This window comes from Acetobacteroides hydrogenigenes (assembly GCF_004340205.1).
Classification (GTDB): domain Bacteria; phylum Bacteroidota; class Bacteroidia; order Bacteroidales; family ZOR0009; genus Acetobacteroides; species Acetobacteroides hydrogenigenes.
This window is the reverse complement of the sequence record NZ_SLWB01000002.1, coordinates 173,658-195,308: the sequence shown is the minus strand read 5'-3', so window position 1 is coordinate 195,308 and position 21,651 is coordinate 173,658. Positions and strand designations below refer to the sequence as shown.

Sequence of the window (21,651 nt, the reverse complement as noted above, 5' to 3'; positions counted from 1 at the left end):
TTTTTTTGCTGTCGCCTATTCTGTTATTGCCTGACAGCGATGGGCTTTTGCCTTTGTCAAACAAGGCTCTATAAAAGCCCATGTTTAGCAAAGGAACGGCAGCCCGCAGGTGCTTGTTGCCCATACAGCCAACATTTCCGGCATTTTGACAAAACCTTAATTATTCACTAACTTGTATATAGTTAGATAAGCAGATGAGGAACTACACGCTGACTACTGAAGCATCAAGTGCCATTCCTAAAATATTTCTGATTGTTTACAAGCTCTCTATGAGTTAAAGTATTATTCTAAAAAGCACTGTAATGATTTAGATTAAATACCTGTGGTTATGATTTCAGATGTAATACGAAGAAAAATAAGCCAAAAGCTAACTGGTGAGCGCGAAATAAAGTTTCAGAACACTATTCCTGATGACTATTCTATAGCAAGAAATATTCATGAACTTGATAAAATTGGATTGTACCTGCATATTCCTTTTTGCAACCAGATATGCCCGTATTGTCCATACAACAAAGAGATATTCCGGGATGATATGGCTAAAAAATATGCAAAAGCCGTAATAAAAGAGGTTGAAAAATATGCCGATATGATGGATGGCAAACCGATATCGAGCTTTTACATTGGAGGTGGCACACCAACTTCCATGTTGGGCAACGGTCTTGGGGATATTCTTGATGCCATTTATAAGAATTTTAATATGCAGTGTTCCATTCACATTGAAAGCCACCCCAACCATCTTAGTAATGAAAACCTGAATACCTTGAAAGCACTAGGTGTTAAATACCTTAGCGTTGGTGTCGAAGCTCTTCAGGACAGGCATTTGAAAGCGTTGGAAAGACCGTATAGCGTTAGCGAGGTCAAAGATATTATGGAAAGAGCTGTCGCCAAAGATTTCGAGTGTGTAAACATCGATTATATCTTCGACCTACCTGGTCAAACTACAGCAGAAGTTGAACAGGCTGTATACGACATGGTCAAACTTGGAGTTAATCAAGCGGCTACATACCCGCTGTTTCGTTTCCCATACACGCGATTTGGGCGGGAAGTCACTCAAAACAAGAATGCAGCGGCAACAATTCTACGGAGAAGAAAATTCCTAAAGGTGATAGAAGATATTTTTTACGATTCTGGCTTCTATCGATCGTCTGTATGGGCGTTTACTCAAAAGGGGGTTGACAAATATTGTTCAGTCACTGTTCCTTCTTACCTAGGACTAGGTGCCAGTGGCGGTTCTTATCTCAAAGATATTTTTTATGTGAACACATTTAATGTGGCAGAATATGTAAAGGCAATTGATAGTAACACTTCGCCAATTGCATTATCGGTAAATCTATCAGAGAAATCACAGATGGCAGGGTGGCTTTACTGGCGGATTTATGAAACAAAATTCAGGAAAAGCGATTTCGAACGGCGGTTTAACCGAAGCTTTGATGAAAAGTACGGAACATATATGAAGCTACTGAACAAAGTTGGATTTTTAGATTACAGGAATGACCTGATAGAATTAACTGATAAAGGAACATATTGGATTCATGCTTTTGAGGATTTTTTCTCTATAAGCTACATAAGTAAGCTTTGGGGGACGTCCAAAATAAATCCTTGGCCAGAAAAGGTAATATTATAATATCCCCTACCCCAATCAGACATACAAAAACATACGTCCCATCAAAACATTCAACCATTAGAGTTGCTGCCACATTTGCAAGTATGCTATCCAGATTGCCTGGAGGCAAAAGCATCAGCTGTTTTAATCGCAATTACCCAAATATCTACTATTTGTATCCTATAAAACACTTGAAAAGATTCTGTTTTACTATTCTTATTTAGACTGTTTTCAAACAAACAGCAAAAATAAATCGTTTTACACACTTAAAACTGGTTTGGAGCACTAGAGTACATAGACTGCTATTTATACTCTATTTGAATTTAAAACACTTAACATTGAGTGTAACTCGTACGTTTAGATGAAAACAATTTAAAATCGAAACTTATGAGGAGAATAGTCCACTTCATTCCCGCACTTGTACTGCTCTTAATACTATGCACCCAGTCTGCTTTTGCACAGGTTCGATATACGATAAAAACTCAAAAGGTGGAAATCGTAGGAACTTCGAACATTCACGATTGGACTGCATCGGTCGGAAAGCTTTCTGGCATCTCCGATTTTTATGTTGAGAACAATACGATAACAGGAATAAAATCAGCAGTAGTAGATGTCGACGCCAATTCTCTTGCTGGCTCAAAGGGTAGCATTATGGACAAAAAAATAAAGGAATGCTTTGATTCCGAAAACTACCCCCGAATCAAGTTTGTACTATCAAAAATAAATGGCGTTCAAACTTCCGGAAATGTATCAACCATAAACCTTACGGGCAATATCACCATTAAGACAACAACTATTCCGGTTGATTTCGTAGTTAAAGCAACTACACAGGGCAATGGCGACATTGAGGTGCGTACATCAAGACGAATCAAGATGAGCGACTTTAACCTAAAGCCACCAACTGCGCTGCTTGGAACGCTTAAAACGGCCAACGATGTAACATTAAACATCTACCTACTTCTTAAGAAGTAGCAAAATAACCACCAGTATGTCGCTGGAAAAACAGGTTCTAACAATTAATATCACCACAATGAAATCGAAAGTAAGATTCGCCTTGGTACTTGCGCTTCTGGGAGCAAGCTCTTTAGGAGCATCGGCTCAGTTTGCCGAAATACAGTACCACAACAAGAACGACCAGTACGGGAAGAATAGGTTCGAAACATCTAAGAAAGATTCTGTGGCCTACACAGGTCAGAAGCTTAGAGTAGGGGCTGGCTTTACACAATCATTTCAAACTCTCAAGCACAGCAATAATCCAAATGTTGTAAATGGAGTTGACCAAAACAAGCTCACCCCTATTGAGAATGGTTTTGGCCTTGCTTCGGCAAACATGACGTTTGACGCTCAACTTGCCGACGGCGTTAAGCTTAACCTTACCCTTTACCTTGCTGCTCGACACCACAACGAAACCTGGGTAAAAGGGGGCTACGTCCAAATGGATAAGCTTCCATTTATTAAAGGAGAGTTCTTCGACAACCTGATGAAGTATACCACTATCAAGGTTGGTCACATGGAGATTAACTACGGTGATGCACATTTCCGCCGTACCGACAATGGAAACTCCATCCTAAATCCTTTTGCAGAAAACCTTATTATGGATGCTTTTGCAACCGAAATTGCGGGCGAGGTAGAGGTTAAATACAACAGTTTTCTTGGCGTAGCAGGTTTGAGCAACGGATTGCTCAAAGGCGACGTTATTGAAAAGACCAATACCGCAACAGGCGAAACCAGAGCAAAAAAACCTTCCATATATGGGAAGGTGGGCTTTGACGGTTACCCCGTTGATGGATGGAGAGTACGCGTTACCCAATCGGGATACTACAACGGTGGGTCAACAAGAAATACGCTATATGCGGGCGATCGTGGCGGCTCTCACTATTGGGGAGTTCTTACCAACTCTACCGATCTAACTGCAAACTTTACCACTGGCCGCTTCTCTCCAGGCTTTGACTACCAGGTAAGCTCTCTTATGACTAACTTGTTTACTAAGTACCATGGCCTTGAGTTCTTCGGAACCTACGAATGGGCAAAAGGACGTCCCTACACCAACGCAGCCACTCAGGTAGACAAGCGCAAGGTTAATCAAATAGCCGGAGACCTTCTCTACTATTTTGGTGAAAAGGAAAACTTCTATGTTGGAGCGCGCTACAACAAGCTAAGCGGCGAACTTTTACCAACAGCAATGGATGCCAGCATTACCCGCAACGCTTTCGCAGCGGGTTACTTCTTCACCAAGAACATTCTGTTGAAAGCAGAATACGTTAAACAAAAATACAACGGGTTCCCTACAAACAACCTTTACAATGGAGGCAAGTTTGATGGACTTGTAGTAGAAGCAGTTGTTGGTTTTTAACGCTTAATCGAAAACGATATAGCAGGGAGGCACTCACAAAGCCCCCTGCTATTAATAAGTTGCCAATGCTAGCAAAGTTTTTACTTCAGGCATCTCTTATCGCTTTTGGAGCCTCAAACAGCCCCAACATACACTCCTATTCGTATGAAATACTACCCAATAGCCAAATATCCATTTCCGGAAAAAGCAATATCAACACATTCAAGTGCTACACCGCCAATATTGCACAAAAAGGAGATCTGCTATCCTTCGAACCAGAAGGAATAAACTTGGTTAGCTTTTACAATGCCGATGTTGACCTGATGGTAAAATCGCTCAACTGCGGCAGTAAGCTCATTGAAAAAGATCTTAGCAAATCGCTTATTGCAGACAAATATCCATTCATTCTGCTAAATCTCAAAGAGGCTAAACTCGTTGCACGATATCCAAACAAAACAGCAAAGTATCAAGCCTCCATAAGCATGACGATTGCCAATACCACACGCGATGTGAATGTGGACATTCTTATTCAGCAAATAGACAAAAACACCTTTAGAATTACAGGCAACGAAGTTATTAGCATGACCGATTTTAAAATAAAGCAACCAACCGCAATGCTTGGGATGATCGTTGTAGACCGCGAAATCACTATTAGCTTCAATGTTCTTGCAGTTGTTCACAAAAACGCCCTCACAAACTATACAACACCATTAACAGGGAAATCTACTTTACCACAGATGCAAAAACTCTAATAAGACCCTCCTCCTGTTATCACAGAAATCAATATTTGAAAAAAAAGAGCGGGTGCCCAATCCCCGCTCAATATCATACTTTAAGTTAACCTTACTAGTTCTTATCTAACGAGCTACTCTTATCGATAAGTTCAGCCAAGCTTACTGAAAGTTCTACCTTATCAGGACTTCCTGGGCCAACTTGAATCTTACCATCTTTGTTGGTATCAACAAGTTTAGTAGGATCGATAGCAGCAACTAGGCTAGCAAGAATGCCATTTACATTAACCTTTACGTCCAAACAGCTAAGCTGCGAGGTAAGAGTAATTCTATCAGCTTCTGTCTCGTAATCAATTTCAAGCTCGGCTTCCCTATTGTCCCAGATTTCAATAGGAGTACCTTTATAGGTTCCCTTAATTAAAACCGTTTTCCCGTACATTGAATGAGAAGTCGGCAAACTCTTGTTTTGCTCAATATCAAATTCAATCTCCTCAAGAGGTCCTACAGGAAGTGAAATTTCAGGAAGCGTAATGCTACCAAGCTGTTTTCCTTTTAAAATGGCAAACTCAAATGGTCCTCGATACTCTACCTCTTCAGGCAAATAAGCTGGGTTGTCTGGATTCTGATCGAATTCAAATTCCACCTCACCAAGCATTACATTAAAATCGGTAATATCGAAATCCGATAGAACTGCTGCTTTAAGTGTAGAGGTTTCCTTAACAGCCTTAAATTCTAAACCAAAGTTACCATTCTTGTCATCATCATTTGAACATGCTGCGAGCGCGACTAAAGCCACGCAGGCTAAGATTAGATTCTTTCTCATGTGGGTCTTCTTAATATTAAAGGTTTAACAATTGACGGCATTGGGCCTACCGTTTTATTAACACCCCATTAATCGCGCACCAAACATAAAGATTTAAGCTAACGAAATATAATCTACATTTAACATTACCGCCCTTATAGAAGGATTTTTGTATAGCTTTTTTTAAAAAGGTCACACAACCTATACCTATAAATCCCGCCTATAATGGTTAATATCTGGTAACTATCAGACTATAAAAAGACAAATCATATCTAATCACTATCTTTGCCGCCAATCATCCAACCGTAAGCAATGACACGAAAAGATATAGAAATAATGGCGCCCGTAGGTAGCTACGAATCGCTAATGACCGCCATTAACGCCGGAGCTAACTCCGTTTACTTTGGCGTGGAACAGCTGAACATGCGTTCAAAGTCTTCAAACAACTTTACGCTCGACGATTTGCGTAACATTGCCTCCATTTGTTACGAGAATGGCGTTAAGTCGTACCTAACGTTGAATACCGTCATGTACGACCACGACATATCGATGATGCGTAAGGTTATTGATGCCGCAAAAACGTCGGAGGTTAGTGCAATTATCGCTTCGGATATGGCTGCAATCTCCTATGCTCGTGCCAACGATGTGGAGGTTCACATATCAACCCAGCTAAACGTAAGCAACTACGAGGCTTTAAAGTTCTATGCCCAGTTTGCTGATGTGGTGGTGCTCGCCCGCGAGCTCAACATGACCCAGGTGAAGAACATCCACAAGCAAATTATTGCGGAAGATCTTCGTGGACCATACGGCGAGCCTGTAAAAATTGAGATGTTTGTGCATGGTGCGCTTTGTATGGCCATTTCGGGTAAGTGCTACATGAGCCTACATGAGAATAACGCCTCTGCCAACCGAGGTGCCTGCCAGCAAACCTGCCGAAAAGCCTACGTGGTTACCGAAAAGGAAACAGGAAATCAGCTAGAGATCGACCACGAGTACATAATGTCTCCAAAAGATCTTTGCACCATCGGTTTTCTTGATAAAGTTATCGGAGCTGGTGTAAGGGTATTAAAGATAGAAGGTAGAGCACGTTCGGCCGAGTACGTTAAGCGTGTTGTGGAAACCTACAACGAGGCGGTAAATGCCATTCTTGATGGAACCTATTCAAAGGATAAAATTGACCAATGGGAAAGCCGTCTATCCGAAGTATTTAACAGAGGTTTTTGGGATGGGTACTATCTTGGCCGAAAAATGGGAGAATGGAGCAAAGTATACGGTTCTAAGGCAACCAAAAGAAAGGTATACGTAGGCAAAGTAACCAACTACTTTGGCAAACTTAACGTTGCTGAAGTACAGATTGAAGCTGCCGAACTTCATAAAGGTGATAGCATTGTAGTTATGGGTCCAACAACAGGTGTTGTTGAAGACGTAGTTAAAGAAATAAGAGTAGATTTAGAAGAAACAGAAAAGGCCAACAAAGGAGTTCTCTGTTCGCTACCTTTAGACAAAGTTCGTCGTGGCGATAAGCTCTACAAAATGGTCAATGTAGAAGAAGAGTAGCACAGATTTCAATAAACGAGACAGAAAAAAAATGAAAAAAATTGTGCTAACTCCTCTCGAATGCATTGGATGCGGAAACTGCATGGATATTGCAGCAGCCTACTTTGTAATGGACGAAAATGGCAAAGCAAATCTCTATGGAGGACGCCCCGAAAAAGATTCGACAGTCACGGAACTCTTTCCTGACGATGATGACGTACTATCATCGGCCATTGCTAGCTGCCCATCACGATGTATCTTAGTGATAAAGTAACAAAAGAGACTACATACTAGATACTATAAAAAGCGTCTTTTTGACGCTTTTTTATGTTTACGAAAAAAACAGGTAGATTTGTAACTATAATATTTGATTGGCTATGAACTATTCCATCCTTTTAATTGATCCGGAAGCTAAACGCCTCCGCGAAGTTGCCTCGCTGCTCGAAAAGCAAGGTATGAATATGCTTACCGCAAAAAATGTTGCCGAAGCGGAGCAACACTTGCTCAACGATGGCTCCATTCAAGCCGTTCTTACCTCTTGGAAAGTTCCGATAAGCGATAGCGATAAATCGTACGTTGTTGGAGAGGAACTGTTCAAGCATATCAGCAAGATCCGATTCGAAGTAGATATCTTTCTGCTCACTAATAAAACGGCAGGCGAAATATATACCACCGGAGGGTTACTCAGCGGCTACTTCTACCGTGGCGATAACGACTACGAAGAAATTGCCAGCAAAATTCATAGCGTGGTTTACAACGGAAAAATCAGGGCACCATTCTTTGATGCGCTAGTCGACTACTCTAACACCACTCGCGATTCGTGGCATACTCCTGGTCATGCTGGCGGTTTTTCGGTAAAGAACTCTCCTTGGGTAAAGGACTTTTACGAATTCTTTGGTCACAACATGTTTGCATCAGACCTATCGGTGTCGGTACCGGCGCTCGATTCGCTGCTCGAGCCCAAAGGCGTTATCAAAGAGGCGCAGGAGCTGGCGGCCCGTGCATTCGGATCGCGCTACACCTTCTTTGCCACCAACGGAACGTCTACTTCCAATAAGATACTGATACAAACCTTACTTAAACCAGGCGATGCCATCCTACTCGACCGCAACTGTCACAAGTCTGTTCATTACGGAGTGATTATCAGCGGTGCTGAACCTATTTATTTAATGCCATCAGTTAATAATAAATACGGCATATTTGGGCCAATCCCGAAAAAACAGATTATCGAAAAGATGGATAAGGCAATTGCCGATGGTAAAAAACTGAAAGCAATAATTCTTACCAATTGCACTTACGATGGTTTAATTTACGATATAGCTGATATAGTAAAAGAAGCTCACAATAGGGACATTAAGATTATTGTTGATGAAGCTTGGTTTGGTTATGCCCATTTCCACCCCGAGTTTGCACCTTGCGCGATGGAAGCAGGTGCCGATTATGCCACCCAATCGACGCATAAAACCATGTCGGCTTTTAGCCAAGCATCGATGATTCATGTTCAAGATCCGGATTTCGAGAAAAACCGCGAGTTCTTCACCGAAAACCTCAACATGCATACCTCAACATCGCCACAGTACACCATGATTGCTTCGCTCGACATCGCTCGCAAACAGATGGTACTCGAAGGATATTCGCTACTATCGAATGCGTTAAAACTATCGGAGATGCTAAAGAAATCTATTAACTCACTCAAGAAGTTTAGGGTATTGGAACTAGAGGACCTAATTTCTGAGGAAGTCAAGAATGATAACATCCGACTAGACAAAACTAAGGTTACAATCGACGTTACCAACTCGGGCTACACGGCCCACGAGGTGGAGCGCATCCTTATGACCAAGCATAACATACAAGTAGAAAAAACAACCTTCAACACACTCACGCTACTCATTACCATCGGAACAACACAAAGTAAAATTAACCGCCTATACTTTGCACTCGAAAGCATCGAGCGTATGAGCGGAAATCAACCTGAAGCAGCCGTAAACGAAATATGGAAAGACTTTAAGCTTAAACTCTCACCAATTAAGTACCTACCTCGCTTCGCCTTCTATACCGATGGAGAACTCATGCCATTACGCAATGCCATCGGGCGAATTTGTGCTACCATGATAGTTCCTTATCCTCCAGGAATTCCATTCCTTGTTCCTGGTCAACTTATTACCGAAGAAATTGTTAATGCTCTTCAAGTATACAGAGACTATAATGTAGAAATACATGGGTTAAATGAAGGACTTATAAAGGTATGCACTCCAGAAGAGGAAAGAATGCTCACAGACAAAGGTCACTCAGTAGTGCAGTAGATTCGAACATATTTCGTTAGTGGCCAATAAAAAGCCACTTATTTTGTTGAACCTGATAATATTGATATAAAAATGGAGTACGGTTTTCTATCGCTCCTTCCTGCTTTAGTTACCATTGTGGTTGCATTTGCAACACGAAAGGTAACCTGGGCGCTTTTCTTGGGTGTTGTAGTAGGTAGCTTTGTTGTTGCCCCATCGTTTACCGCATTCCCAAAGGAGCTACTACATTACGTTTTACTATGCTTTAGCAACTTCGAACGCAACATGATAATTCTCTTTATTCTAGCAGTTGGGGCACTACTAGAATTACTGCGCTTTAGCGGTGCATTCGAAAAGTTTGCTGAGTACATCATTCACTATCTCGACAAGCCTAAAAAGACACGAGTTTCAACATTTTTTATCAGCCTGTTCCTATTTTTCGACGATTATGCGAGCATCCTGATTAGTGCCACTTCAATGCGGTCGGTAGCCGCCAAGCAGCGTATCCCAAAGGTATACCTAACCTACCTGATTGATAATACTGCAACCATCGCCTCTGCTGCAGTAGTTTCTACTTGGGCTGCCTACGAGGGTTCGCTCATGGTTGATGCTGGAAAACCCTTTGGCTTGGAAATATCATCTACTGAATATTTGGTAAAGATGATTCCATATAACTTATTCATATACCTACTATTGTTTTTTGCATTTATATCGGCATTTTCAGGAAAATGGCTGGGCAAAAGAATGAAATCTGGAGCACAATCACGCATTGAAGAGATGCAAAACATCAACCCCAAAGTATCCCACAAAACCTTTATCTACCCAATTATAATGCTGGTTATACTAGCTATAGTAGGAATAATAGTAGCAGGAATCATTGCTCTTAAGATAAAAGGAGGAGGGAACTTTACGCCTATCGATATTATTGGTGAAGCACCAACAATAGAGGTACTGTTAGGTGCTACTCTTGCAACAATCATTTACTCTTCAACTATACTTTTTAAAGACAAGATTATCAATATAAAATCTTTTTTTAGTTCATCTAAAAGTGGAATAATGCATATGCTACCAACTGCATTAATTATCCTTTGGGCAACAGGACTAACCGAAGTTTCTGCAACACTCAATACAGGAGGATACATAGTATCTCTTCTTGAACCTTTCATCACCGCATCAATGATTCCATCGATTGTATTTTTGATGGCGCTACTAATTAGTGTAGCAACAGGATTCTGCTGGAGTTCTATGGCAATCACCATGCCAATAGCTTTTGGAATGGCCATGGGATTAGGCGGCGGAGGCGAAATGGTTTATATTGTCTCGGGTGCAGTGATTGGCGGATCTATTGCTGGAGACCTGCTAATTCCCTACTCAGATATCACGATACTTGGTGCATCGTCAATGGGAGTATCATCCATCAACCACGTAAAGTCACATTTTAAGCAGGTAATGACGGTGATAGTTGTATCGTTTGTTGGTTTTTGGGCTTTAGCAATGAGCGTTCCTGCAACGGTGGTACTACTGCTAAGTGCTGCAATACTATATGGGATTCATGTCATTTGGGCAAAACCAATATAAGAAGCATCAACGCACAAGAATCACATATAAATATGAAGAATAGGCCTTCTCGTATTAGAGAAGGCCTATTCTTTTAATTACTGTACTTTATTAACAACTCTTTTGCCACTTCCAGAAGATCGCCTTGGGGCTGAATAGGATAAACATTTCTATTGCTTATCCATTTCTTTTCTAGAGAGAAATAATCAGGTTTTTCAACCATATGTCCTGCAATTGCGTTACGATTTGCTTCAATAAACATTTTCCAACGAGGTATGTAAAGATCATTAAGAATACCCGACCATTCTTTATGGGCATACTCGTGTAAGTTGGTATTTGGATCTAAAGGTCCCCAAATGGTTATCTGCATACGAGCATTCTGCTCGTAGAGATCTTTATCCGCTGCATTTTTACCCTGTTTTTTTGCCGCCTCTATCCACGGGCCAACCATAAATCCGGTTCGGGTGCTTAAAAGTCGTTCTTGGTCGTTCATTTGTTCCAAAAATAGCTTCGCTTGCTGATCAAACGTCTCGTGATCCTTCGCCTTTATGGCTGCATTCATCTTGTAGTAGGTTTCGCGACCCTCGTTGGCGATGATTTGTCGGGTAAAATCAATAAGATCGTAACGGAAAGCATCCACATTGCCTAGGCTATCTATCGATTTTATGAAGTGCTCTATAGCAGGTTTCATTTTAGAATAGTCGTAGTAGAGCTTAGAAGTTCCCCACGACGATGTAGTCTCTAAATCGAGATCCGGACGTGAGCAGAATATCGACTCGGTACCTCCCTCTTGATAGAAGTATGGTTCGCTACGGTAGGCTGTTTGGAGCAGGATGTTCCACGCCTGAAACATATCTGAAGTAAGTCTCCCGTAACGTGCTTTTATGTATCCCTTTACCCACTCGTTAATATCGAAAGTTGAACTATGCCAAGCGAGGTCAAAGATAAGGTCGTAGGTAACCGGATTGTTCATAAAACCCTCGGGCATGGCACCAACACCAGCAATATTTTTGCCAACCTCGCTATTCATAGCACGGAAAGGCTCCTTTGCCATGCGATCGAGCTTACCGAACATGCTCGGATTTTCGCCCAAGTCGTTTACAATGCACCACACCCAAGGATGCCCCTCGAATCCCTTGCGCTTTTCCCATACATTTCCCATCTCGCCAAACAGATCGAGTATAAGGGTATGCTTGGGATCTAGCTTTTTGAGAAATGTTGGGCTCGGATTACCACCCCAAGCTTGCAGAACCCAAGTAGCATTAGGGAAGTGCTTTAGAATCTCTTTCTGCACGTTATGAGTTGCTTCCGAGACATTCATTCCTCCTGCAGAACCTCCCTCATGAAACGGCTCTCCCCCAAAGAAACTGAAATTGCCGTAAAGTTTCTTCACCTCACGGTAGTAGGTATCGGCCATTGCGTTGTAGAGCGAATCGCCTGGAAGCAGAATTACGGGGCGCTTGAAGCCTCCCGCCCACTTTCCTTGGTCGATTATTTTTGCCTTAGGAAACTTATCCTTTAAGGAATTTGGGGCCATTCCATAAAAACTTTGGTAAACCGGATCGATGCCCAACTGGCGCATGCGTGCCAATATTTTCTTCGCAGTTTGCGTGCGCTCCTTAACCATTTCCATAGAGATTGGCCCACCCCATCCTTCGAGGTTACCCATAAGGAACCATGCGTTAAAAGCTGGACCTGGAAGAAATTTCAGAATTTCCTGATCCGTGTAGCCATACTTACGTAGGGTGTTAAGCCAAACCTCTTCTGTTCCGATGGTGGCCAATGCAAGGTTCACTCCATTAAGCGCCATCCAATCGAGTTCACGCTCCCATTCCTTCCATCCCCAAAAGCTCGATGAATAGTTAAGCGTACAGTAGTTAAGAAAGTAGCGATACTTAAATGGAGTCTCAACCCTTACCGGCTTTTCGATTTCGGGAAGTTTGTCCAGCGGAGCAAGGTTGCTGCCCGTTTGCGAGTAGTGGCGGTTGCAATAATATTTTAGGTAGTAGTTTATTCCCATACCAGCAGCCGAAGTGGTGGTTGCTTTCACCTGAAGCCTCCCCTTGTAGGTTGAGAGTTCGAAGTATTCTTTGCCGGAAGATTTAGGAACCTTTTCAACCTGAACTTTTCCTTTTAGCCAAGGGGCAACCCGGTTGGCAACATCGGTAATCGAACGAAAATCTTCAGCTTGCAACATGCTCGCCATAAACAGCAGAACGGTGAGGGTTAAAGCTTTTTTCATTGGTAGATAATTTGGTTATAAGAGGATGTAGTACGATTGTTTTTGAACCGTAGCTAACTCATTTCTAGAGAAAACATCCTCATTTACTATGGTGTTGTTGAAAATAGAATCGACAAAATAAGTAAACTTTTGATTATCCTATCTATGCATTTACTTATGAGTGGCTATAAAAACAAAATGCTGCTCCTTAGGGAGCAGCATTTTCCGTATAGAATTTATAGGTTACTAACGATGATATGTGCTTTCAACTTCTCCCTTTTTAAGCATCAGCGTTCTGCTATTAACCACCCTAAACTTATAAGTAGAGAGAGTATCTATTCCATAATCCTCAGCAACCCTACGATAAGCCGTATCCACTGCACTCTTTAGCGTAACAAAAGTTTTAACCGTATCGGGTATTACAGAGAATTCTTTCACCTGAAAAGACATGCTTTCTGCAATTACCAATAGCTTACCCCTTATTTTTAAAGAATCAACAAAAGCCTTAGCCGTATCGTTAATTGATGAGTAGGTTATGGTAAAGTCTGATTCTCCAAGAGCATAGGTTGCTTTACGAACTAAGCTATCCTTTGTGTAAAACATCGAACTATCCATCATTACCCACTCACCCGTATATGCTGGTTTTTGGTTCGATTCGCAGGAGTATAATACTGTAGAAAGCAGTACTATAAAAACAAAAGCAACACCCAGTAAAGTAATCCGTTTATTCATAACAGCAATGAAATTTGAGTATTATCCCCTTTTTTCAATATGACAAAAAAACAAAAAAATACGATCATTCATACTAAATGCACATAGAATTAGCTCATCATCAGCAGAATTATTTTTACAACCGCACACCCCACCAGTAGGTAATACCCACATTTTATCTAGTTTTGCCTAGTCACATGCAAAAGCAGCGCTTGCTGCATCATTTTACTACTATTTCGAACATGGAGCATAAACTATTACATCCAAGAATTGCATCTGCAAGTCTTTTGCTGGCTCTTAGCCTCCTTGTCTCGGCTACAAGCTGGGCTGGTCCTAAATCCTACAGCAATGCCATTACCTCACCGTCAAAGCAAATAAAAGCTACGGTTACCCTTCGAAACGGTAGGCCATGCTACTCGCTCGTTTATAAGAACGATACGCTGGTACTCCCATCGTCGCTGGGATTTGTGCTGCAAAATCGCGACAGCCTTACCCGCTTCAGCTTGGTAAAAGCATCCATTAGCAAGTTCGATGAAACATGGAAGCCGGTATGGGGACAGTACTCCTCGGTTCGAAACCGCTACACCGAAATGAAGTTAGAACTTAGAGACCTAAAGAAGTCGCGGCTGGTTAACCTCTTCTTCCGAACTTACGACGATGGCTTCGCCTTCCGCTACGAGATACCCGAGCAAAACGGCGTTGACGATATTGTGGTGACATCGGAGGAGAGCCGCGTAAAGTTTGCCGGCAGCTACCGCTGCTGGTGGAGCTGGGCCGACTACAACACGCTCGAGAAGACGTTCTACCAAACGCCCCTAGATAGCGCAACGCACGTTGCCATGCCGTTCACCCTACAAAAATCGACCGGAACCTACATAACCATGCACGAGGCGGCCATAGACCGCTACTCTACCATGACGTTAAAGCGCGAGAACGCCTCAACGTTCAAGGGAAACCTGGCTCCTTGGGGAGATGGTACGCTGGTGAAGTGCAAGAAATCGCTTAAAACACCCTGGCGCCTATTTGTGGTGGCCGACCGACCCGGTGGCCTCATCGAATCGAACCTTGTGCTAAATCTCAACGAGCCCTGCAAGCTGCCCGACGTGTCGTGGATTACCCCAATGACCTACATCGGAATTTGGTGGGAGATGCACCTAGGCATAGGCACATGGAACATGGGGCCTAAGCATAGCGCCACCACCGAAAACGCCATCCGCTACATCGACTTTGCTGCAGCGCACGGCATCAAAGGGTTGGTAATTGAGGGATGGAACACTGGATGGGAAAACTGGGGCAAGAAGGGCGCCTTCGACTTCGTAACCCCCTACCCCGACTTCGACATCAAAAAGGTGGTTGACTACGGCAAGAGCAAGGAAGTTGCCATCATTGGCCACCACGAAACCGGCGGCGATACCCAAACCTACGAGCAGCAGCTCGACTCAGCCTTCGCCTTCTACAAAAAGGTGGGCATCGACATCGTTAAGACTGGTTATGCAGGTCCTGTTACCCCCGAGGGCGAAAACCACCACGGCCAGTGCATGGTGGAGCACTACAACAAAGTGATGCGCACCGCGGCCAAGTATAAAATTATGCTCGACGTGCATGAACCAATTGTACTCTCTGGATTGAGCCGCACCTACCCCAACCTAATGACCGCCGAAGGGGTACGCGGCATGGAGTGGAACGCTTGGAGCGAGGGCAATCCACCCAGCCACACCTGCACGCTGCCCTTCCTTCGCGGCATGGCCGGACCGATGGACTACACGCCGGGGATCTTCGACATAGACCTGTCTAAGTATGCCGGGAAGCGCCAGAAGTGGAACGACCTCGATAACGGCCACTCGGCCGTGCATAGCACCATTGCCAACCAGCTTGCGCTGATGGTGGTGCTCTACAGCCCGCTGCAGATGGCCGCCGATCTGCCCGAGAACTACGAGGGCAACCCAGCCTTCAAGTTCATCGAGCAGCTGCCCACAAGCTGGGACGAGACTAGGGTACTGGATGCCTCCATCGGCGAGTACGTGGTAACCGCACGCCGTAAGGGTACAACGTGGTATATTGGCGCCATCAGCAACGAGAAGGCCCGCGAGCTCAGCATCCCGCTATCCCTACTAACGGCAGGTAAGAAGTACAGAGCCGTGAGCTACGTAGACGGCAGCAACGCCCACTACGAAACCAACCCCGAGGCCATCGACATCAAGACCTCAACCGTAACGAAGGCCGATAGGCTAACGCTTAAGCTGGCCGCAGGCGGTGGGGCCGCCATCCGCATCGAGGAGGTGAAGTAAACGATACTGTTCGGAAGACCTGACAGGTTTTAAAAACCTGTCAGGTCTTCCGTTGGACATGGTAGAGCCGTTGCAATGCAACGGCTCTACGACTTTTATATCGGTGCTACGGCCTATGTCGGGGGTTAAAAGCCCACGAGACTTCCCCTCGACTCCGCTCGGGGAGCGGAAGGGTAGCGGAAGGGTAGCGCTCGCACCCCGAGCGGAGCCGAGGGGTACGGCATAGCCACGAGCCGCTTGAGAACTACCTTCCACATCGAATTCCACTACAGCAAGGGGCGACCTCCTTTTGGGAGATCGCCCCTCTTTTATGCGTCCAAACCTAGTGAGAGGATGTAGGGCTACTTCGTTTCCGAATCCTTCTTCTGCTTGGCAAGAAGGGTAGCCCTGGTGCGTAGCTTTTTGGCGTACTCGGCATCGAGCTGATGCAGCAGGTCGTTAACCTTACCCCACTCCGAGGTGGGTTCGGCCATGGCCATGCCGGCAACCAGCGTACGGAAACCGCGAATGGCAGCCTCGAGCTCCTTACGGGCGGTGCTGGCCGCCTCGATGTTGAGCCGCTCCTGGGTGGCCTCGCGGCGCTGCTCGAAGAGCGTATCAAAGCTGTTCTGTACCGATTGCAGCTCGTCCAGAATGGGCTGCACGCCAGCTTTCGCCACCGCCGCCGCATAGTCTGGCTGCTTGAAATCGTTGAGTAGCCCCTTAATCATGGCCGATTCTTCGCTGTAGGAGCTCCGAATCAGGTCCAATCCGTAGGTGTCGAGCTTCGAGAGCAGAAGCGTTGCCGCCTCCACCGACGTTGCACTAGAAGAGAACGATAGGCCCATAACGGTGTAGTAAAGCCACTTTACGATCCTATCGCGGTCGGCATCCAAGGCCAAGATCGGATCGGTGAGCATGCTCTTGCCGTCCTTCTTAAAGCCTTCGTCGTACTTGTTGAACTTCGCCTCTACGGCTAGGTAGAGCGGCGACTTCGAAACCAGAAGAGGCCCCTGCTGGCGAGCAATGCTCAGCGTCTGCGAGGTGTACTCGTAGAGCTCCGACGTGTTCATGCCGCTGGTTCCTAATAGCTGTTTCATGATCTAAGATTTGATTAGGTAAGTAAACAAATCAGTCGTATGGTTTGGTGCACTATTTTTCGTATTCATCGCCCGAACGGTGCTGGTGAGCTTGCTTCGGAAGTTGCAGCCCCAGACCTCGGGAATGCCCTCGCAAACGCGAAAGCTGATTCCCGACCCCTCAGGAATGCCCCTGCAATGGTGAAAGCTGATTCCCGAGACCCCGGGAACGCCCTCGCAACCGTGAAAGCTGATTCCCGACCCCTCAGGAACGCCCTCGCAACCGTAAAAGCTGATTCCCGACACCTCAGGAATGCCCTCGCAACCGTAAAAGCTGATTCCCGACACCTCAGGAATGCCCCTGCAATGGTGAAAGCTGATTCCCGAGACCTCAGGAATGGCCCCGCAGCCGCGAAAGCTCGTTGCCGAGGCGGCTACGGCTAGGGCTTCGCTAGTTGAGCTCGATGCTCGAGCGGAGGTAGGCCTCGTACGAGGGACGGAGATCCTCGTAAACCTTCCTTGCCTCAGCATCGCCCGCCTCGGCCAGCTCCTTTACGTGGTAGTAGTAGGCGGCCGACTTCCTCACAAGCCGATTGTCCACCTCCAGCTTGGCCTTCAGCAAAAAGGTCTCCAGCTCGTAGACGCGCTTCTTTAGCTCCTCAGCCAGCAGCTCCAGCTCTTCAGGGTTATGGTTTGGGTCCTTTTGCAAGGATTTGATCACCTCAGCCAGCTCTTCGAGCTCCTGAAGCCTAGCATCGATGTTCGTTAGGTCGATATCTTTACTATCCATAATGCTATTTGTAGGTTTAGCTGTCAAAATATCAGCTTGTAAGCTCAAATATAGTTTTTTGTTAAATAGATAATGCTCCCCGATGCAACTTTTTGCAGCAAAATTTAAACTAGTTTATTCCCATTAACGTTATCAAGTTAATTACTCCTACCACCAGATTTCGGCATTAAGGTATCGCAGTAACAACCCAACCAAGTAACCACTAATTGCAACAGCTATGACGCAAATCGAAGAGCTCGTACGCCAGCTTGCGGAAAAGCACGGAACCCAGCGCAGCAGCCTTATGGCCGTACTTCAGGATATCGTCGAACAGGAGCGCTACCTTAGCGAAGAGGCTATGGTAGCCGTAGCGCAGGAGTTCAACATCTCGGCCGCCGACGTTTTCGGGACCGCCTCGTTCTACACCTTTCTCGATACGGTTCCCCGTGGCCGCAACATCATCCGCGTTTGCAAGACCATCTCGTGCCATATGAAGGGCAAAGAACAGCTTGTTTCTGCTCTCGAAGAAGCTCTTGGCGTTCGCAATGGCTGCACCACCTCCGATGGACAGTTCACGCTACTTACCGCAAACTGCTTAGGCTGGTGCCACAAAGGGCCCGTAATGCTCGTCAACAACGATGTTTACCCCGAGGTAACACCCGAATCGGCCATAGCCATCATCAACAAGTACCGCCACTAAAACCAAGCGCCATGGAATCAAAAAATCTGAAAAAGGTAGACCTGATATTCCTCGATACCCCCTACTCCGATATAGTTCAAATTCTCCAGCGGTCCATCCAAAAAACTCCCGACGATCTTATTCTTGAAGTAATAGACTCAGGTCTACGCGGACGCGGGGGCGCAGGCTTTCCAACTGGGCTGAAGTGGCGCTTCGCCAAAACGGAGGATAGCGCCGTAAAGTACGTGGTATGCAACGCCGACGAAGGCGAACCGGGAACCTTTAAGGATCGAGAAATCCTCCAAACCGTACCCTACAAGGTACTAACCGGCATGGCCATCGCCGGCTACGCCATCGGAGCACAAAAAGGGTACATCTACCTACGAGGCGAGTACAACTTCCTGCTACCCGAGCTGCTTAAGCATATTCAGATCTTTAACAAGACCCTAGAGGAGCTGGGGCTCAACTTTACCATCGGAATAAAGAGTGGTAGCGGAGCCTACATCTGTGGCGAGGAGACCGCCCTTTTCGAGAGCATGGAGGGCAAGCGCGGCGAGCCCCGCAATAAGCCGCCCTACCCCACCCAGTGGGGCTTTGAGGGTAAGCCAACGGTAATCAACAACGTGGAAACGCTGGTGTACATCACCATGATTGCGCGCCTTGGTGCCGAGCAGTTCCGAAAAATGGGCACCAAAGCCTCTTCGGGCTCCAAGGTATTCTCCGTTTCGGGCGATACCCCTATTGCCGGCATCTACGAGCTGGAGCTGGGCATGCCCCTCGACGAGTTTGTTGCTGAGTTTGGCGATGGCGACACCAAGGCCGTACAGGTGGGTGGAGCATCGGGCCACTGCGTTCCGCGCAAGCTTTTTAAGGATACCATAATCGGATTCGAAGGAATACCTACCGGAGGGTCCATGATGGTATTCAACTCTACCCGATCAATGTACAATGTGCTACACGACTACCTCGAATTCTTCTGCGAAGAGTCGTGCGGGCAGTGTACCCCCTGCCGCGTGGGCTGCCAGCAGCTGCTAAAAGGCATCGAAGCCGTAAAGCGCGGCGAGCGTAAACCCGAATACCTCGACGATCTCAAGAAGCTAGCCGCCACTATGAAGATCGCCTCCAAGTGCGGATTGGGACAGTCCGTGGCCAACCCATTCAACTCCATCATTGATAACTTCCGCGAAGAGATCATCTACTAACCCCAAACCTTCTAAGCCATGAACATGAACGAGTTTAAGGTAAACCTCAAGATAAACAACATCCCCATCTCGGTTCGCGAAGGGACCACCATTCTCGAAGCCGCCAAGATGCTCAACTTTAACATCCCTACGCTATGCCACCATCCCGACCTATCGATAGCCGGTAACTGCCGGGTGTGTGTAGTAGAAGTGAAAGGCAGCAAGCTCCTCGCAGCCTCGTGCGCAACGCCCGTTGCCGAGGGAATGGAGGTGCTTACCAACAGCGAAAAGGTGCGTACTGCCCGCAAGCATGTTATTGAGCTGCTGCTTTCGGAGCATAACTCCGACTGTACGCGCTGCTTTAAAAACGGCAGCTGCGAGCTACAGGAGCTGGCCGCCGAGTACCGTATCGGCGAGTACACCTTTATGAACCTGCTTAAGTTTAAAAACTTTAGAGTCGACAGATCATCACCCTCCATCATGAAGGATGATACCAAGTGCATCCGCTGCCAGCGCTGCGTACGTACCTGCGACGAGCTACAGGGCATCGGGGCTCTTACCGTTGCCTATAAGGGCGATAAGCAGCAGATATCAACTTTTATGGGTAAGCCCATATCCGAGGTGGTTTGTACCAACTGCGGACAGTGCGTCAACCGCTGTCCTACCGCTGCACTGGTAGAGCAAACCTACATCGAGGAGGTTTGGAAGGCTATCAACAATCCCGAGAAGTTTGTGGTGGTGCAAACAGCACCAGCCATACGTGCCGCTTTAGGCGAGGAGTTGGGCTTTCCTCCCGGGATGCGCGTTACCGGCAAGCTAGTTTCGGCGCTTAAGCTGGTTGGCTTCGACAGCGTTCTCGACACCGATTTTACCGCCGACCTCACCATCGTAGAAGAAACTGCCGAACTCCTCGGCCGCCTTAAACGAGCGCTGGTTGACAACGAAACGGTTGCCCTTCCGATGATGACCTCCTGCTCGCCGGGCTGGATTAAGTTCCAAGAGCACCTGTTCCCCGATATGCTCGACAACCTCTCCACCTGCAAGTCGCCTCAACAGATGTTTGGTGCCCTTTCCAAAACCTACTACGCCCGCAAGAAGGGGATCGATCCATCAAACATGGTATCGGTATCGATTATGCCTTGCACGGCCAAGAAGTTTGAAGCCAAGCGACCCGAGATGCGCGATAGTGGCTATCAGGATGTAGACTACGTGCTCACCACCCGCGAGCTGGCCATGATGATCCGCCAAACGGGAATCGACTTTATGAAGCTCTCCGACGAGCACTACGATAGCCTTATGGGCGCATCGACCGGTGCAGCCGTCATTTTCGGTGCGACGGGTGGGGTTATGGAAGCAGCCCTACGTACGGCTTGGGAAATTGTAACAGGAACTGAAGTTCCATTCGAGAAGCTGAACATCACTCCCGTTCGAGGTTTCGGCGGAATTAAATCGGCCTCGTTGACACTAACCAACGTAAAACCCGAGTACAGCTTCCTCGAAGGAGTTGAGCTAAAGGTAGCAGTTGCCCACGGATTAGCCAATGCCAAGAAACTGGTGGAAGGCATTCGTCGTGGCGATTTGCAGTTCCACTTTGTAGAGGTAATGGCCTGCCCAGGCGGCTGTATTGGAGGCGGTGGACAGCCGATACCAACCAGCAGCGAGATACGCTCAAAACGGGTAGCTGCCATCTACGCCGAGGATATGGGGCTGGCAATTCGCAAGTCGCACGACAACCCCGAGGTGAAGCTCCTCTACAAGCTCTTCCTCGGCGAGCCTAACAGCCATAAGGCGCACGACCTGTTACATACGCACTATAAGCCTAGGAAGGGGTACTAGTACCCCTCGACTCCGCTCGGGGAACATATCAAAAAAGCCTGCAAGCAATACGATGCTTACAGGCT

18 protein-coding genes are annotated in these 21,651 nt (G+C 46.1%); 12 read left to right on the top strand and 6 right to left on the bottom strand.

Annotated features, from left to right (window positions below; translation table 11 throughout):
- Positions 1-328 precede the first annotated feature (328 nt).
- The 4 genes from CLV25_RS03575 (at position 329) to CLV25_RS03560 (ending at position 4,687) form a co-directional block, all read left to right on the top strand.
- On the top strand, positions 329-1,624 hold the full coding sequence (locus tag CLV25_RS03575) for a coproporphyrinogen-III oxidase family protein (protein ID WP_131838268.1): 1,296 nt from the start codon (positions 329-331) through the stop codon (positions 1,622-1,624).
- 366 nt (positions 1,625-1,990) lie between these two features.
- Positions 1,991-2,575: a YceI family protein gene (locus tag CLV25_RS03570; RefSeq protein WP_131838267.1), complete on the top strand. Its 585-nt coding sequence runs from the start codon at positions 1,991-1,993 to the stop codon at positions 2,573-2,575.
- 58 nt (positions 2,576-2,633) lie between these two features.
- Complete coding sequence (locus tag CLV25_RS03565; RefSeq protein WP_131838266.1) at positions 2,634-3,956, top strand: hypothetical protein; 1,323 nt, start codon at positions 2,634-2,636, stop codon at positions 3,954-3,956.
- Positions 3,957-4,021: 65 nt separating this feature from the next.
- Positions 4,022-4,687 (top strand): YceI family protein, encoded by a 666-nt coding sequence (locus CLV25_RS03560; RefSeq protein WP_131838265.1) that lies wholly within the window; start codon positions 4,022-4,024, stop codon positions 4,685-4,687.
- A gap of 94 nt (positions 4,688-4,781) precedes the next feature.
- Here CLV25_RS03560 and CLV25_RS03555 read toward each other — a convergent pair whose 3' ends face one another.
- Positions 4,782-5,489, bottom strand: a complete 708-nt coding sequence (locus CLV25_RS03555; RefSeq protein ID WP_131838264.1) for a hypothetical protein — start codon at positions 5,487-5,489, stop codon at positions 4,782-4,784.
- A 291-nt stretch (positions 5,490-5,780) separates the two neighbouring features.
- Here CLV25_RS03555 and CLV25_RS03550 point away from each other — a divergent pair, with 291 nt between their 5' ends.
- The 4 genes from CLV25_RS03550 (at position 5,781) to CLV25_RS03535 (ending at position 10,864) form a co-directional block, all read left to right on the top strand.
- Positions 5,781-7,025: a peptidase U32 family protein gene (locus CLV25_RS03550; RefSeq protein ID WP_131838263.1), complete on the top strand. Its 1,245-nt coding sequence runs from the start codon at positions 5,781-5,783 to the stop codon at positions 7,023-7,025.
- A 31-nt stretch (positions 7,026-7,056) separates the two neighbouring features.
- Positions 7,057-7,278, top strand: a complete 222-nt coding sequence (locus tag CLV25_RS03545) for a ferredoxin (protein WP_131838262.1) — start codon at positions 7,057-7,059, stop codon at positions 7,276-7,278.
- A gap of 103 nt (positions 7,279-7,381) precedes the next feature.
- On the top strand, positions 7,382-9,307 hold the full coding sequence (locus CLV25_RS03540; RefSeq protein ID WP_207895581.1) for an aminotransferase class I/II-fold pyridoxal phosphate-dependent enzyme: 1,926 nt from the start codon (positions 7,382-7,384) through the stop codon (positions 9,305-9,307).
- 72 nt (positions 9,308-9,379) lie between these two features.
- Positions 9,380-10,864, top strand: coding sequence for a Na+/H+ antiporter NhaC family protein (locus CLV25_RS03535; RefSeq protein ID WP_131838261.1), 1,485 nt, complete (start codon positions 9,380-9,382; stop codon positions 10,862-10,864).
- A gap of 73 nt (positions 10,865-10,937) precedes the next feature.
- Here CLV25_RS03535 and CLV25_RS03530 read toward each other — a convergent pair whose 3' ends face one another.
- On the bottom strand, positions 10,938-13,085 hold the full coding sequence (locus tag CLV25_RS03530; RefSeq protein ID WP_131838260.1) for an alpha-N-acetylglucosaminidase: 2,148 nt from the start codon (positions 13,083-13,085) through the stop codon (positions 10,938-10,940).
- A 225-nt stretch (positions 13,086-13,310) separates the two neighbouring features.
- On the bottom strand, positions 13,311-13,796 hold the full coding sequence (locus CLV25_RS03525; RefSeq protein WP_131838259.1) for a hypothetical protein: 486 nt from the start codon (positions 13,794-13,796) through the stop codon (positions 13,311-13,313).
- A 221-nt stretch (positions 13,797-14,017) separates the two neighbouring features.
- Between CLV25_RS03525 and CLV25_RS03520 the strand changes: the two genes are divergently transcribed.
- Positions 14,018-16,063, top strand: a complete 2,046-nt coding sequence (locus tag CLV25_RS03520) for a glycoside hydrolase family 97 protein (protein ID WP_165876973.1) — start codon at positions 14,018-14,020, stop codon at positions 16,061-16,063.
- Positions 16,064-16,404: 341 nt separating this feature from the next.
- Here the strand turns inward: CLV25_RS03520 and CLV25_RS03515 are convergent, their stop codons facing one another.
- The 3 genes from CLV25_RS03515 to CLV25_RS03505 all read right to left on the bottom strand — a co-directional run bounded on the left by CLV25_RS03515 (position 16,405) and on the right by CLV25_RS03505 (position 17,911).
- Complete coding sequence (locus CLV25_RS03515) at positions 16,405-17,142, bottom strand: DUF6261 family protein (protein ID WP_131838257.1); 738 nt, start codon at positions 17,140-17,142, stop codon at positions 16,405-16,407.
- Between the two features lie 3 nt (positions 17,143-17,145).
- On the bottom strand, positions 17,146-17,469 hold the full coding sequence (locus CLV25_RS03510) for a hypothetical protein (protein ID WP_131838256.1): 324 nt from the start codon (positions 17,467-17,469) through the stop codon (positions 17,146-17,148).
- A 103-nt stretch (positions 17,470-17,572) separates the two neighbouring features.
- A complete protein-coding gene (locus tag CLV25_RS03505; protein ID WP_131838255.1) occupies positions 17,573-17,911 on the bottom strand; it encodes a hypothetical protein in 339 nt (112 codons plus the stop codon).
- A gap of 217 nt (positions 17,912-18,128) precedes the next feature.
- Here CLV25_RS03505 and nuoE point away from each other — a divergent pair, with 217 nt between their 5' ends.
- From nuoE to CLV25_RS03490, 3 genes are read left to right on the top strand one after another with little or no spacing between them, the layout of a single operon-like run.
- A complete protein-coding gene (gene nuoE, locus CLV25_RS03500; protein WP_131838254.1) occupies positions 18,129-18,590 on the top strand; it encodes an NADH-quinone oxidoreductase subunit NuoE in 462 nt (153 codons plus the stop codon).
- Between the two features lie 11 nt (positions 18,591-18,601).
- The gene (locus CLV25_RS03495) at positions 18,602-19,771 is read left to right on the top strand and encodes a complex I 51 kDa subunit family protein (RefSeq protein ID WP_131838253.1); all 1,170 of its coding nucleotides are present in this window, start codon (positions 18,602-18,604) and stop codon (positions 19,769-19,771) included.
- A gap of 24 nt (positions 19,772-19,795) precedes the next feature.
- Positions 19,796-21,586, top strand: a complete 1,791-nt coding sequence (locus CLV25_RS03490; RefSeq protein WP_131838358.1) for an NADH-dependent [FeFe] hydrogenase, group A6 — start codon at positions 19,796-19,798, stop codon at positions 21,584-21,586.
- The last annotated feature ends 65 nt before the right edge of the window (positions 21,587-21,651 follow it).